The sequence below is a fragment of the Streptomyces sp. NPDC007991 genome, from assembly GCF_042958445.1.
Lineage (GTDB): Bacteria > Actinomycetota > Actinomycetes > Streptomycetales > Streptomycetaceae > Streptomyces.
The window spans coordinates 288,642-302,537 of sequence record NZ_JBIBJD010000007.1 but is presented as its reverse complement, the minus strand read 5'-3'; the positions used below and the strand labels follow the sequence as shown (position 1 = coordinate 302,537).

Genomic DNA, 13,896 nt, shown 5'->3' with positions numbered 1-13,896 from the left:
GGCCCGTGGCGAACGGGGAAGTACACGGGGTGCACCGTTCTGACACATTGAGTTCACCCGGTGTATGCGCACCGGAAAGTTCCGGAGCCGGACGGCCTCCTAACGTTTTGCGGGTGCCTAAGCTTTCCGTGATCGTGCCGTTCTACAACGTGCAGCAATACGCCCCGGACACTCTCAGAAGCCTTCGGCTGAACGCCGACCGCGATTTCGAGTTCATCCTGGTCGACGACCATTCGAAGGACGGAACACCGGCCATTCTCGAACGGGCGGCCGAGGAGCTTTCGGATGTCGCGCGGGTGCGTTACATCCGCCATGAGGAGAACGGGGGTCTCGCCACCGCCCGCAACACCGGCCTGGACGCGGCGCAGGGCGAGTACCTGACGTTCCTGGACGGCGACGACTGGCTGGCCCCCGGCTACCTCGCCGAACTGGTGTCCGCTCTGGACGAGTTGGGCTGCGACTTCGTCCGCACCGACCATGTGCAGGCCACCGCGCGCGCCCGTTCCGTGCACCGGGTCCCGGTCGGCCGGCGCTGGGAGGCGTTCGACCCGCGGGAGGCGATCCTCCCCGCCCACCGCTCGACCTCGGTGGACTACGCCTACGCCTGGGCCGGCGCCTACCACCGCCGCCTCCTCGAGCGGGGCGTGCTGCACTTCACCGACGGGCTGCGCACGGCCGAGGACCGGCCGTGGATCTGGAAGCTGCACCGCGAGGCGGAGTCGTTCGCCGTGGTGAGCCTGCTGGGCGTGTTCTACCGGCGCGGGGTGGCCTCGTCCCTGACCCAGATCGGCGATGTCCGCCAACTCGACTTCATCCGCGCCTTCGACCAGGTGATCGAGGAGACGGCCGCCGACCGCGAGGCCGACCGGCTGCTGCCGAAGGCGGTACGGACGTACTGCGCGATCATCGCGCACCACCTTTCCAACGAAGACAGGTTCGAACCGGCCGTGGCCAGGCAGCTGCGGTCGATGAGCGCGGCGGCCATCAAGCGCATGCCGCAGGACGCGCTCGGTGACGCACTGGAGGCCATGGACATGGACCGCTCGTCCAAGCTGCGGCGGCTGCGGCGCAGGGTCACCCCGGCGGGAGCGGCCGCCTGATGCCCGGGACCACACAGATCTTCTGCGCCTCGACGCTGTACGGCGTCGCCACTCTGGCCGCCGCGATCGACTCGGACCTCTTCGAGGAGCCGGACCGCCGGGTGCTGCTGGTGTTCAACAACTCCGCGACCCCGGAGACCACCCCGGCCCTCGACGAGATGCCGGGTTTCGCTCCGCTGCGCGAGCACTTCGACGACGTGCTGTCCTGGAACGACGCCATCCGCCCGTTCCACCCCGGGGCGTGGACGCCGCGCTCGGACGACATCCCGCTGTTCGAGCGCTATCTGCGGTTGCTGTGGGGCCTGGGCGACGACCGGGTGAGCCTGGTCCTGGAGTCCATCCAGGTCGCGCCCGCGCTGACGGTGGCGCAGCTGTTCACCGACGCCCCCATCGACGTCTACGCCGACGGGCTGATGAGCTACGGCCCCACGCGCAACAAGCTCGACCCTTTGGTCGGCACGCGCGTGCGGCGGCTGCTGCACCTCGATCTGGTGCCGGGGCTCACGCCGATGCTGCTGACCGAGTTCGAGGTGCCGGCGCGACTGGTGCCGTCGCCCGCGTTCCTGAAGGTGCTGGGCGAGGTCACCGAGACCGTGCCCGAGCTTCCCGCCCTGCCGGGCGACGCGGCGCTGCTGCTCGGCCAGTACCTGTCGGCGCTGAACATCCTCTCCCCCGAGGAGGAAGAGGACCTGCACGTGCGGATGATGCGGGGCGCGGTCGCCCGCGGCCACCGTACGGTCGTCTTCAAACCGCACCCGACCGCACCGGCCCGCTACAGCCGCGCCCTGGAGACCGAGGCCGAGAAGCTCGGTGTGGACCTCACGGTGCTGGACACGCCCGTGCTCGCCGAGGTGCTGTTCGACCGGGCCCGGCCCGCGCTGGTCGTCGGCTGCTTCTCGACCGCGCTGTTCACGGCCTCGGTGTTCTACGAGCTGCCGGTGGCGCGCATCGGCACCGAGCTGCTGCTGGAGCGGCTGACGCCATATCAGAACAGCAACCGGATTCCCACCACCCTGGCGGACGCGCTGCTGCCCGCCCTGGACGGCGGCGAGGACGGTGACCTGCTGCGGGCCGAGTTGCTGTCCGACCTGGTGACCGCCGTCGGGTTCACGATGCAGCCGCAGATCTATCCGGACCTGCGCCCGCGGGCGGAGGCGTTCCTCTCCCGCCACCTCGGTCCGCGTACCCGGCGCTACTTCAAGAAGCGCCGGCTCACCTCGCTCGGACTGCCCGGCGGTATTCCGCAGCGGCTGGCTTTCCTGCCCCGCAACTCCACGGCACGCCGGGTGGTCCGCCGGGCACGGGCGCTGCGCAAGGCGGTGCGCCGCTGAAGAAGGTGTGCCCGGCGGCCCGTCCCGGCGTCATCGAGATGAACCCATGGAAACCGGCAGGCGAAGCCTCCGGCCATCGAACGTGATGGCGCCGATTCACGCCCTAGGGTGACAGGCGCCCTGCCCGCCCCCAGGCGGCTCAGGTAAAGGACATACGAGCCACACAGAGGTTTTCAGCGTGACCGAGACGGTCGTCAGCTCCCGCAAGCCAGGGCCCCAGGTCGCCGTGCTGGTCGAACCACCGGGCGCCACGACCGTCCCACGGCGCCGGAAGGACTCCGGCGGCCGGCTGCGGGCCCTGGACGGACTGCGGCTGGTGGCCGCGCTGATGGTGGCCGCCTACCACTACGGCGGGCGCGACGGTGAGGTCTCCCAGGCCTGGGGCACCTCACCCAAGGCGCAGTTCCCGACGCTGCACGAGTTCTTCGCCTACGGCTGCCTCGGCGTCCAGGTCTTCTTCGTGATCAGCGGCTTCGTGATCTGCATGAGCGGCTGGGGCCGGCCGCTGAAGTCGTTCTTCGCCTCCCGCGCCTCCCGGCTGCTGCCCGCCTACTGGGTGGCGGTCGTGCTGGTGACGGCGGTGTTCGCGCTGCCCGTGGTGGCGTACAAGGCGGTCTCGCCGAGCGACGCGCTGGTGAACCTGACCATGCTGCAGATGCCGCTGGGCGTCGATCGGGTGCTCGGGGTGTGCTGGACGCTGTGGGCGGAGGTCCGCTTCTACGCGCTGTTCGCGCTGTGTGTCGTGCTCCCCGGGGCGAACCGCCGCCGGGTCATCATGTTCTGCGCCGGCTGGACGCTGGCGGCGGTGATCGCGGCCAACGCGCACATGCCGCTGCTCGACATCGTCGTGATGCCCGAGTACGCCCCGTTCTTCATCGGCGGTGTCGGTCTCTACCTCGTCCACCTGGACCGGCGGGACGCCTACGGGTGGGGCATCGTCGCCGTGAGCTGGCTGATCGGCCAGCACTACGCGGTGCAGAGCCTGTGGCACGCGCCCGGCGCGGGCGGCTTCTCGTACCGCTCCTCGATCGGCATCATGCTCGTCGTCACCTTCGGCTTCGTCGCGGTCGCGGCGATCGCGCTGGGCTGGCTGCGCCGGGCGAACTGGCGCTGGCTGACGGTGGCCGGGGCGCTGACGTATCCGTTCTACCTCGTCCACGAGCACCTCGGCTGGGTGGTGATCCACGCCCTGCACCGCGGTCTGGGTCTGCCGTCCGCGGCGACATTCGCCCTGGCCGTGGGCTCAATGCTCGGGCTGGCGTGGTTGCTGAACCAGTATGTGGAGAAGCCGCTGACACCACGGCTGCGGACCCTGCTGGCCAAGGCCCGCTGAGCTGTTCACGGGACGTTCAACCAGCCGTCGGTTTCAGCACCGCTCAGGGAGAAGGCTCGTCTCATGACCAACGCACAAGCGACCGACACGTACCCTGGTGAACTCGCCGACGTCCCCGGCTGGTTCCCTCCGCTGGACCAGATGCTGTTCACCTGGTTCCTGGAACGGCAGCGGAAGCAGGGGATGCGCGGAGACCTGCTGGAGCTCGGCGTCTACATGGGCAAGAGCGCGATCCTCTCCGGCCACCACCTCCAGGACGGCGAGAAGTTCACGGTCTGCGACCTGTTCGAGGGCGACGCCCCGGACGAGGCCAACAAGGCGGAGTCCACGAAGTCGTACGCCTCGCTCACCCAGCAGGCCTTCGAGCGGAACTACCTCTCCTTCCACGACACGCTGCCGACGGTGATCGCGGCCCCCAGCTCGGTGGTGTCCGAGAAGGTCGCCCCGGACACCTGCCGCTTCGTCCACGTCGACGCCTCGCACCTGTACGAGCACGTGTACGGCGACATCGGCGCCGCCCACGACATCCTGCTGCCCGAGGGCATCGTCGTCCTCGACGACTTCCGCTCCGAACACACGCCGGGTGTCTCGGTCGCCGCCTGGGAGGCCGTCCTCAACCGCGGCCTGCGCCCGGTCTGCCTCAGCACGCAGAAGCTCTACGGCACCTGGGGCGACCCGGAGCCGGTCCAGGAGGAGCTGCTCGACATGCTGCGGCAGCGCACGGATGTCGGGCTGAGCGTGCAGGAGGCGGCCGGGCACCGGCTGGTCCGCGCCCGGTCCCGGGGCATGAAGCCGCCGGCCTTCCCGCCCTCCCGGCACTACGTGGCCCCGGCACCGGCCACTCCCCCGGCCGCGCCCGTCACCGAGTCCCGCGCGGCACGCCCGGCACGCCCCGCCCCGTCCCGGGCCCGCCGGCTCGCCAAGGACCTGCTGCCGCCCGTGGTCACCCGGGCCGTTCGGCGGGCCCGCGCGCAGCGGTCCTGACCCCGGGTGTCATGAGACCCCGTACCGCGCCCCGATCCCGTCGATCACGAGCGCCGGCCCCTCCTCGAAGTGCCCGTCGAAGTCCTCGAAGATCTCCGCGCCCGCCTGGGCCGACAAGGGAAAGTCGGCATCAGGCGGGCGCGTTCGTGCAGGCCGGAGCCCTCGCGCCGGGCTCCGGTGCCGCTGGTCAGCCCCGCGCGTCCGCCGGGACGTACGTCCCCCACACCTCCCGCAGCGCGTTGCAGACCTCGCCCACCGTGGCCCGGGCCCTCAGCGCGTCCTTCATCGGGTACAGGACGTTGTCCTCGCCCTCCGCGGCCTTCTTCAGGGCGGCCAGGGCCGCGTCCACCGCCGGCTGGTCGCGCTCCGCGCGGAGCCTGGCCAGACGCTCCGCCTGCCGGGCCTCCAGGGCGGGGTCGACGCGCAGGGGCTCGTAGGGCTCCTCCTCGTCGAGCCGGAAGCGGTTGACGCCGACCACGACCCGCTCGCCGGAGTCGGTCTGCTGGGCGACGCGGTAGGCGCTGCGCTCGATCTCGTCCTTCTGGAAGCCGCGCTCGATGGCCTCGACCGCGCCGCCCAGCTCCTCCACCCGGGCCATCAGCCCGACGGCCGCGGCCTCGACGTCGTCCGTCATCCTCTCGATGACGTAGGAGCCCGCGAACGGGTCGACGGTCGCCGTCACGTCCGTCTCGTGGGCGAGGACCTGCTGGGTGCGCAGGGCCAGGCGCGCGGACTTGTCGGTGGGCAGCGCGATCGCCTCGTCGAAGGAGTTGGTGTGCAGCGACTGGGTGCCGCCCAGCACCGCCGCCAGGGCCTGGACGGAGACGCGGACCAGGTTCACCTCCGGCTGCTGGGCCGTCAGCTGGACACCCGCCGTCTGCGTGTGGAAGCGCAGCATCAGCGACTTGGGGTTGCGCGCGCCGAACTCCTCCTTCATCACCCGCGCCCAGATCCGGCGCGCGGCGCGGAACTTGGCGACCTCTTCCAGGAGCGTCGTACGGGCGACGAAGAAGAACGACAGGCGGGGCGCGAAGGCGTCGACGTCCATGCCGGCCGCCACGGCCGTGCGGACGTACTCGATGCCGTTGGCGAGGGTGAAGGCGATCTCCTGCGCCGGGCTCGCGCCCGCCTCGGCCATGTGGTAGCCGGAGATCGAGATCGTGTTCCACTTCGGCATCTCGGCCTGGCAGTACTTGAAGATGTCGGCGGTCAGGCGCAGCGAGGGCTTCGGCGGGAAGATGTACGTGCCCCGGGCGATGTACTCCTTCAGCACGTCGTTCTGGACGGTACCGGTCAGCCGTCCGGCGCCGACGCCCTGTTCCTCCGCGACCAGCTGGTACAGGAGCAGCAGCAGGGCCGCGGGGGCGTTGATCGTCATCGACGTCGAGACCTTCTCCAGCGGGATGCCGCCGAACAGCACCCGCATGTCGTCGATCGAGTCGATGGCGACGCCCACCCTGCCGACCTCGCCGTGCGCGAGCGGGGCGTCGGAGTCGTGGCCCATCTGGGTGGGCAGGTCGAAGGCGACCGACAGGCCCGTCGTGCCGTGGGCGATCAGCTGCCGGTAGCGGGCGTTGGACTCGGCGGCCGTGCCGAAGCCCGCGTACTGGCGCATCGTCCAGGGCCGGCCGGTGTACATCGTCGGGTACACGCCACGGGTGTAGGGGTACGCCCCCGGCTCCCCCAGCTTCTGCGCCGGGTCCCAGTCCCGCAGGTCGTCCGGCCCGTAGACCGGTTCGATGGGCAGCCCGGACTCCGACTCGCGCGCCATGGTCTGATGCCTCCCGCAGGACGGACTGTAGGGACCTCGCTGTAGGGACCTCGCTCACCACCATGCCCCGTGGTTCGCGACGGGTCACCCCCGGGGAACATCTCAGGTGACATCCGGGCACACCGGTGAGACGACGGAGGGCCGCGTGCGTACCACGGGCATGGGGAGAGCAGCGATCGCAGTGGCAGTCGCCGGGGCGGCCGTGCTGGCCGGCTGTACGGTGCAGGCCCCCGACGGCGGCGGGAAGAGCCGCTCACCGGTGCACATCGAGTTACCCGGCGACACCCCGTCCCCGGCCCGGGCCCCCGACGACGGCGGCGGCGGACCGAGCACCGCTCCCGCCCCGCCCGGCGACGACAAGCCCAGTGCGGCCCCCGTCCCGGCCCGCGTGCTGTGGTCGCGTGGCGACACGGGCCGGGACGTCCGCGAGCTCCAGGCCCGGCTGCGGCAGGTCGCCTGGCTCTTCGAGGGGCCGACCGGGACGTACGGCGAGTCGACGGAGCGGGCGGTCAGCGGCTTCCAGGGCAAGCGGGGGCTGCCGCGCACCGGGAAGACCGACAGCGTCACCTGGCAGCGGCTGCTGCGGATGACCCGCGAGCCGGGCACCTGGGACCTGTACCTGATGGGCGGCCAGCCGGCCGATCCACCGGATCCGCGCTGCGGGACCGGACGGGTGATGTGCATCGACAAGACCAGCAGGACGCTGCGCTGGATGATCGACGGCCGGACCGTGTCGACGATGGCGGTCCGCTTCGGCTCACGCGGCACACCGACCCGGGAAGGTGTGTTCACCGTCTACTGGAAGTCCCGCGACCATGTGTCGACGCTCTACGACTCGCCCATGCCCTACGCGATGTTCTTCAGCGGCGGCCAGGCCGTGCACTACTCGCCCGACTTCGCGGCCCGGGGCTACGCGGGCGGCTCGCACGGCTGCGTCAACGTACGGGACGAGGGGGCGATCGCAAAGCTGTACGCGCAGGTCCGCGACGGCGACAAGGTCGTCGTGTCCTGGTAGGACGCGGAAGGGGAATTGGGGCGCGGGCGGGACCGGGGGAACGTGTCCCGCCCGCGCTCAGGTGCACGAGCCGTAGGTACGGGGGGAACCCCGGCTCCGTGCGACGGCCGATGACCAGTCGGCTCACTCATTACTGCGCCGGGGCGCCCGAAAACGTCACACCCTCGGCGAGGAGAATTTCACCGAGTACGAAACCGCAGGTCGCACGGGTGCGAGGGACTGTTTGGAGCGACCGCGGTCCGCGTCGCCCGCGTGGCCGCCCTGGCGCCCGGAGCGCTTGCCGGCTTGCTTCCCGGCCTTCTTCCGGTCCTTCTTCGCTGCCTCGTCCCGCTCGCGGTCCTGCTCGCGGTCCTGCTTTCCCGGCCTGTCGTCGTGGCCGCGCCGGTCCGTGCCCTCGTCGTGCCGCTGCCCCGAGCCGCCACCGGACCCGGACAGGACGCCCGTGCAGTACTTCCAGACCCGGGAGCCGCCCGCCGCGTCGCGCAGGGCGTGCCTGCGGTCGGCGTCCAGCCGCTTGCCGTCGCGGAGGTCGCGGCAGGCGGAAGCAAGCTCCCTGCGGCTGTCAGCGGGGCTGTCTCCCCGGTCGCCGGAGCCGGGCTCGTGGGCCGGGTCGTCGCCTGCCGCGCCCCGTCCGGCATCGCCGCCGCCCGGGTCGTCGTCGGGTGTCGCCCCGCCCTGCGCGGCGTCGCTCGGCGAGGGCGACACCAGCGGGCGCTCGGGCGGCGTGACAGCGGCCGAGACCGAGGCACCGGGCTGCGGCTCGTCGTTGCCGAACGGAGCTTTCAGGGCTCCGGTTCCGGCTACGAGGGCGGCACCGCCTGCCATGCCGACCGCCAGCACGGCGGCCAGGGCGAGTCGCGCGGGACGGGACCGACGAGGCCGCCGGACACCACCGGAGCCGCTGCCGCCCGGGGTTCCGATCCGGACCAGCCCGGCGTCCGCGGCCTCGGCACCGGCCTGCCCGCCGGCGGCTCCGGGAGCCGCCGCGGCGTCGGCGCGTTCCGCGCGCGCCTTGCGGAAGGCGGCCATCGCCGCGGCCTCACCGGGGAGTTCCTCACTGGTCGGCCGGGGTGCGGCGGAGAGCGCGCGAAGCGCTGCGGCGAGCCGTTCGGCCTCGCCCCGGGCGGCGCCGTCGGCAGCTTCGAGTGGCTCTCCGCTCAGCAAACGCTCCGCCGTATCGCGATCCAGCCACCTGTGCTGCTCGTCGGCCATCACACATCCTTCTGCGTCCGTGCGGCGCTGTGCGTCACGCGTGCGGACGCCATGGCACCGCCGCGCGGTTCTCGCTGCGGCGGCAGGGCGTCGAGTACCCCGGCCGATTCCGGATCGGCCTCCGGATCGTCGCCGAGCAACTCGGCGAGCCGCTTCAGGCCCCGGTGCGCCGCCGTCCGGACGGCGCCCGGGCGCTTGCCGAGGGTCTCGGCGGCGGTCTTCGCGTCGAGCCCCACCACCACCCGCAGCACGACCGCCTCCGCCTGGTCCTGCGGCAGCTGGGAGATCAGGGAGAACGCGCCGTCGGTGGCGAGCGCCTCGATGGCCTCGTCGGCCGTGTCGGACTCGGCGGCCCGGCCGGTCAGTTCCGTCTCGTCGCCGCCGATCGCGGGCCGGCGCCCGCGCATGCGTATGTGGTCCAGCGCGCGGTTGCGGGCGATACGGGCGGCCCAGCCGCGGAAACGGTCCGCGTCGCCGGTGAACCGCTCCAGGTCCCGGGCGATCTGCAACCAGGCCTCGGACGTCACGTCCTCGGCCTCCGGGTCGCCGACCAGCGTCCGTACGTACCCGAGCAGCCGCGGGTGCACGGCCCGGTACACAGTCCGGAACGCGGTTTCGTCTCCGTCCTGTGCCGCGCGCACCGCGGCGGTCAGCTCCGCGTCGTCCCCCAGCACCGCGCGCCCTTCTGCGCCTGGACCGGCGCCGCTTTCGCGGACCGGGTTCTCGCCGTCGTGGTTCCTCGATTGATGGGTGCGGTGTGGTCACCGCAGGTGGTTGCGGTGGTCTTGGTACCTCCGCGGTCTGGCGCGAAAGGCACGTTACGACCTGAAACCACTCCCCGTCCATGTCCGTCCATGATGCAACTAAGCCGTGACACGGTGGGGTGTGACAGAAAACGCACCGCGGGCGCTGTAGGGAGTACGGGCCGCCGCGCGGCCCGCACCGCGCGACGGCCGGGGCCTCTCCTGTGGGGGGTGGCGGCCCCGGCCGTCTCCGGCGCGGTCACCGGCGCAGCGCTTCGACGGGCGGGATCCGGGACGCTCTCCACGCCGGGTACAGGCCGGCCAGCAGACCGGCGGCCAGACCGAGGGTGGGGGCGACGGCCAGGGTGGCGGGGTCGATCACCGGTGTCCACTGCCGCGCCGCGGCGACCGTGACCACGACGACGGTGCCGATCGAGGTGCCGACGAGACCTCCGACGAGGCCCAGCGCCGCGGACTCGGTCAGGAACTGCAGGGTGATGTGGATGCCGCGCGCCCCCAGAGCGCGTCGCAGCCCGATTTCTCCGGTTCGTTCCAGCACTGCCACCAAAGTGGTGTTGGCGATGCCGACTGCTCCGATGATGAGACACACCCCTGCGAGGAGCAGGAACAGCTGGCTCAGATCATCGCTGACCGCGGTACGCAGGGACCGCGGGTCGGGCGGCGGTGTCACCTTGAGGTACTCGGGGTGGTCCGGGCGCAGAGCCACGGCCGCCTCGTCGGCGATCTGGGCGGCGGCGCCGAGCCGGGTCGAGATCAGCATCTGCGCTCCCTCGTCCGTGGGGACGCCCCACGTCCGTTCGGCGACCGAACGCGGCACCGTGATGGACATCAGCAGTTCCGGCTTGCGTTCGACGTCCTTCAGAATGCCGATCACGGTGAAGGCGGTGTCGCCGATGAAGACGGCGGGGTGGGTGCGCAGCGTGGTGATTCCGAGACGGGCCGCGGTGGCCGAGCCGATGACGGCGACCGCTTGGTGATGCGTCTCGTGAAAGCCGTCGAACGCCCTGCCTTCGACGAACCGGGCTTGTGACGCCTGCCAGATGCCGGGGGAGGCGGCGATCACCTGGGTCCGGGCGTCGGCGCTGTTGGCCGTGCCGACGGGGCCGGCTCGCACCGCCTGTTGCGGCCCGAGCCGCACGCTCCAGAACACACCCGCGGCGACCGCGCCGTTCAGCCGGGTGATGCGGGCGTCGGCGTCCCGCGGGAACGACAGGTCCCGGGCCGCGGCGTTCCTGGGGCCGATGTCCGTGACGCTGACTTCGGTCGCGGTCAGCGAGTTGAACCGGTGGTCGATCTGAGACGTGGCTGTTCCGGTGAGACCCAGGACCGCGATGAAGGCGCCGACACCGAGAACGGTTCCGAGGGCGGTGAGAACCGAGCGGGCCGGCCGCTGAAGCATGCCGGCCACGGCTTCGGACAGCAGATCGCGCGCGGCCAGCCGGGACCGTTGCGGAGCGGCGTCGCGCCGGTGCTTCGTCATGCCGCCTCCGACCGGTGGGCGCGGTCGTGGAGGACGCCGTCGCGGATCGTGACGGTGCGTTGTCCGTGCTGTGCGACCTGACGGTCATGGGTGATCACGACGATGGTCATACCGTCGCGGTGCAGGGCGTCCAGCAGTTCGAGCAGGGACGCGGACGTGGCGGAGTCGAGATTTCCCGTCGGCTCGTCACACAGCAGGAGTGAGGGTTCCCCCACCAGGGCGCGCGCGACTGCGACGCGCTGCCGTTCGCCGCCCGACATCTGGGTGGGGAGGGCGGCGGCACGGTGTGCGAGGCCCACGCGCTCCAGGACCGCGGCGGCGCGCGCACGGCGCTGTGGGCGGGGAACGGCCCGGTAGACCATGGCGAGTTCGACGTTCTCCAGCGCGCTGCGATGCGGAAGCAGGTGGAAGGCCTGGAAGACGAACCCGATCCGTTCGCCGCGCAGGGCAGCCAGACGGGTGGCGCTCAAGGACGCCGTGTCGATCCCGTTCAGCAGGTACTGGCCGTGCGTGGGGGTGTCCAGGAGCCCCGCGATGTTGAGCAGGGTGGACTTGCCCGAGCCCGACGGCCCCACCACGGTGACGAACTCCCCGTCGGCGATGCGCAGATCGCAGGGCCGCAGGGCATGTACGGCCGGAGGACCGGGGTAGGTGAGCCCGACGCCACGGAACTCGATGACGGCGCTGCCCTGGGTGGTCGTGGTCACGGCCCGCCCACAGTCGCTCTCGAGTCCACGCCCACGACCACCTGGGCACCGGCCTCAAGGCGTGCGCCCTTGCGCGGAACGATCTCCACGTATCCGTCCCCCGACACACCGACGGTGACAGGGATCCGGCGCTCCTTCCGCCCCGTCCTCTCGGTGACGCTGGTCAGACCGTCGGCACCGGTCGAGACAGCCGACGAGGGCACGGCGAGAACCTTCCCCTCGGAAGAGGCCGCCACCACAGTCAGCTGCACGTTCTCGCCGTTCAGCGTCATCGGCAAGGGCCGGGACGGTGTCACCTCGACCGTGTACTTCTGCTCGCCCGGCTCCTCGCCGCCGTCTTTCGCGGTGGGGCGCTCCAGGCTGATGGACTCGACCTTTCCGGTGAACTCGCGGCCCGCCGTGTCGGAGTAGATCCGCACCTTCTGGCCGGCACGGATCATCCCCTTTTCCTGCGGGGTGACAAAACCCTCGACGGTGAGCGCGCCGGAGGACAGGGACAGCAGGCTCTCCCCGGCTTCGTCGCCCACTTTCGCGCGCACGTCCTCGACGTACGCGGGGAAGGCTCGGACGAACACCACTTCCGACATCGGAAAGGTGGGGACGGTGCGGGGCGGGTCGGCCTCGGGCTTCGCCACCGGGGAAGCAGCCGCTTCACCGGGTTCGGGTCCGGGATCCTCGGCCGGGCTCACGGGAGCCTGGGTGGCCGGTGCTTCGTATCCGATGGAGCGGTAGAAGGAGGTGACAGCCTGTTCGGTGCCCGGGCCGAAGACTCCTGACAGGTCGCTTCCCGTGGGGTGGCCCGCATTCCGAAGCGCCGCCTGGAGCTGAGCGACGTCCTCACCGCGCTTGCCGGGTACAAGGTCGCGGTAGGCGGGAACGTCGCCCTTGAGGACGAACAGCGGACGCCCCGAGACTTCGAGAAGCACCTGCCCGGCGGCGAGCTTCCGGCCCGCAGCGGCCTTGACCTTCGTCACCACCGAACGGCCGGCGTCCTCGCCGGCTCGGGGCCCGGAGGAGATGTCGGTGTGCTGGGCGGCCGTGACCTTCCCACGGGTGATCAGGGCCTGGGAGATCACCCGATGTTCCACTCGTGCCGTGAGGATGTCCGGTGGCGGAGGCGCCGTGTCCGCGGCGACCTGCGCCGGAGACTTGATGAGAAGAGTGGCGCCCGCACCCGCTCCGGTGCACAGGAGACAGGCCAGGACGAGGACACCGAGCGCTTTCCGACGCTGGGCCAGGCCACGAGAACCGTGCGACATCAGGACCCCGCTATGACGTCGGCAGCCTTCTTCACGGCCTCGTTCAGGGACTTTCGCTCCCCGTTCAGCTGCTCGGGCCGTGACTCGATCTCTTCGTTCTGGAGCGCCACCTCGGCGTCGAACCAGACCTTGGCGACCTTGGTCTTCTCCCGGCAGGTGATGTCGGCGGTCGCGGTCCTGATTTCGAGCGACGTGACGCTCCGCGAGCCGAACTGCGGGTCATCGCTGGCGTCGAGCGGCCGCGCGTAATGGAAACCGCTCTTCTTCATGCAGTCGGACCAGGCCTTGAACGCCTCGACGACCTCGGGGCTCTGCTGGGACTGGGCGAAGGTCTCGTTGCTGATCGTCTGGGCGATCGTGGTGTTCGCGGCACCGGCGGAGATCCTCCGGTCGGCCTCGCCGAGGCAGCCGCCCTCCGGTACGGGCTTGCCCCCCACCTTCTCGGCGCCGCCCTCCAGGGCCTGCTTGTCCGGGCCGGTACCCGACGTGCCGTCCAGGGCGCCCTCTTGGACGGCCTGGTCGTACGCTTCCTGCTCATCGGCCGCCGGCTTGTAGCCCCGCTCCTTGGCGAGCGCCATGTCGTGAATCCCGTAGCGCCAGTCGACCAGGGTCTTGCCGCCGATACGGGGCAGGTCGGACGCCGGCTCCCAGGAGAAGCCGAAGCCCTTCATGCAGTCGCCGACCAGTACCTTTCGGGCCTGCGAAATCTGCTTTCGCTCGGCGTCCGACGGCAGGTATCCCTCGATCGGGAGCACCCATGTCGCAGGGTCGGCCGGGTCGAATGAAACGGTGGGCTTCGGTGTCGCCACCGACGGATGTGCCGTGGTCGCATCGCCCGAACAACCGGCGACCGATACCACAGTTGCCGCGATCACCAGCGAACCAATGCTTGCTCGCCGAGCCTTCATGCGCATGGGGGTGTACCTACTACCAGGGATTG

General features: G+C 71.2%; 12 protein-coding genes and 1 pseudogene. 5 read left to right on the top strand and 8 right to left on the bottom strand.

Going from position 1 to position 13,896, the window contains the following annotated elements; translation table 11 throughout:
• The first annotated feature begins 113 nt into the window (after positions 1–113).
• The 4 genes from ACFZDA_RS22010 to ACFZDA_RS21995 all read left to right on the top strand — a co-directional run bounded on the left by ACFZDA_RS22010 (position 114) and on the right by ACFZDA_RS21995 (position 4,748).
• Positions 114–1,100: a glycosyltransferase gene (locus ACFZDA_RS22010; RefSeq protein WP_391083949.1), complete on the top strand. Its 987-nt coding sequence runs from the start codon at positions 114–116 to the stop codon at positions 1,098–1,100.
• A complete protein-coding gene (locus ACFZDA_RS22005; RefSeq protein ID WP_391083946.1) occupies positions 1,100–2,431 on the top strand; it encodes a polysialyltransferase family glycosyltransferase in 1,332 nt (443 codons plus the stop codon). Before ACFZDA_RS22010 ends, ACFZDA_RS22005 begins: the two co-directional genes overlap by 1 nt.
• 226 nt (positions 2,432–2,657) lie before the next feature.
• Entirely contained in the window at positions 2,658–3,764 is a 1,107-nt protein-coding gene (locus ACFZDA_RS22000) for an acyltransferase family protein (RefSeq protein WP_391084594.1), read from the top strand.
• Between the two features lie 63 nt (positions 3,765–3,827).
• Positions 3,828–4,748, top strand: a complete 921-nt coding sequence (locus ACFZDA_RS21995; protein ID WP_391083943.1) for a class I SAM-dependent methyltransferase — start codon at positions 3,828–3,830, stop codon at positions 4,746–4,748.
• Between the two features lie 9 nt (positions 4,749–4,757).
• Here the strand turns inward: ACFZDA_RS21995 and ACFZDA_RS21990 are convergent.
• Both ACFZDA_RS21990 and ACFZDA_RS21985 read right to left on the bottom strand, forming a co-directional pair.
• A pseudogene (locus tag ACFZDA_RS21990) lies at positions 4,758–4,883 on the bottom strand (TetR/AcrR family transcriptional regulator C-terminal domain-containing protein); the annotation flags it as partial.
• A gap of 52 nt (positions 4,884–4,935) precedes the next feature.
• The gene (locus ACFZDA_RS21985; RefSeq protein WP_391083940.1) at positions 4,936–6,519 is read right to left on the bottom strand and encodes a methylmalonyl-CoA mutase family protein; all 1,584 of its coding nucleotides are present in this window, start codon (positions 6,517–6,519) and stop codon (positions 4,936–4,938) included.
• A gap of 160 nt (positions 6,520–6,679) precedes the next feature.
• On the opposite strand from ACFZDA_RS21985, the gene ACFZDA_RS21980 reads away from it, so the two are divergent.
• A complete protein-coding gene (locus ACFZDA_RS21980; RefSeq protein ID WP_391084591.1) occupies positions 6,680–7,534 on the top strand; it encodes a L,D-transpeptidase family protein in 855 nt (284 codons plus the stop codon).
• 156 nt (positions 7,535–7,690) lie between these two features.
• Here ACFZDA_RS21980 and ACFZDA_RS21975 read toward each other — a convergent pair whose 3' ends face one another.
• The 6 genes from ACFZDA_RS21975 to ACFZDA_RS21950 all read right to left on the bottom strand — a co-directional run bounded on the left by ACFZDA_RS21975 (position 7,691) and on the right by ACFZDA_RS21950 (position 13,870).
• Complete coding sequence (locus ACFZDA_RS21975) at positions 7,691–8,746, bottom strand: hypothetical protein (protein WP_391083937.1); 1,056 nt, start codon at positions 8,744–8,746, stop codon at positions 7,691–7,693.
• Complete coding sequence (locus ACFZDA_RS21970; RefSeq protein ID WP_391083934.1) at positions 8,746–9,420, bottom strand: sigma-70 family RNA polymerase sigma factor; 675 nt, start codon at positions 9,418–9,420, stop codon at positions 8,746–8,748. The genes ACFZDA_RS21975 and ACFZDA_RS21970 overlap by 1 nt, the downstream gene beginning before the upstream one ends.
• Positions 9,421–9,748: 328 nt before the next feature.
• Positions 9,749–10,990, bottom strand: a complete 1,242-nt coding sequence (locus ACFZDA_RS21965) for an ABC transporter permease (protein ID WP_391083932.1) — start codon at positions 10,988–10,990, stop codon at positions 9,749–9,751.
• Positions 10,987–11,697, bottom strand: coding sequence for an ATP-binding cassette domain-containing protein (locus tag ACFZDA_RS21960; RefSeq protein WP_391083929.1), 711 nt, complete (start codon positions 11,695–11,697; stop codon positions 10,987–10,989). Before ACFZDA_RS21960 ends, ACFZDA_RS21965 begins: the two co-directional genes overlap by 4 nt.
• On the bottom strand, positions 11,694–12,773 hold the full coding sequence (locus tag ACFZDA_RS21955; RefSeq protein ID WP_391083926.1) for an HlyD family efflux transporter periplasmic adaptor subunit: 1,080 nt from the start codon (positions 12,771–12,773) through the stop codon (positions 11,694–11,696). Before ACFZDA_RS21955 ends, ACFZDA_RS21960 begins: the two co-directional genes overlap by 4 nt.
• 182 nt (positions 12,774–12,955) lie before the next feature.
• On the bottom strand, positions 12,956–13,870 hold the full coding sequence (locus ACFZDA_RS21950; protein WP_391083923.1) for a hypothetical protein: 915 nt from the start codon (positions 13,868–13,870) through the stop codon (positions 12,956–12,958).
• Positions 13,871–13,896 lie beyond the last annotated feature (26 nt).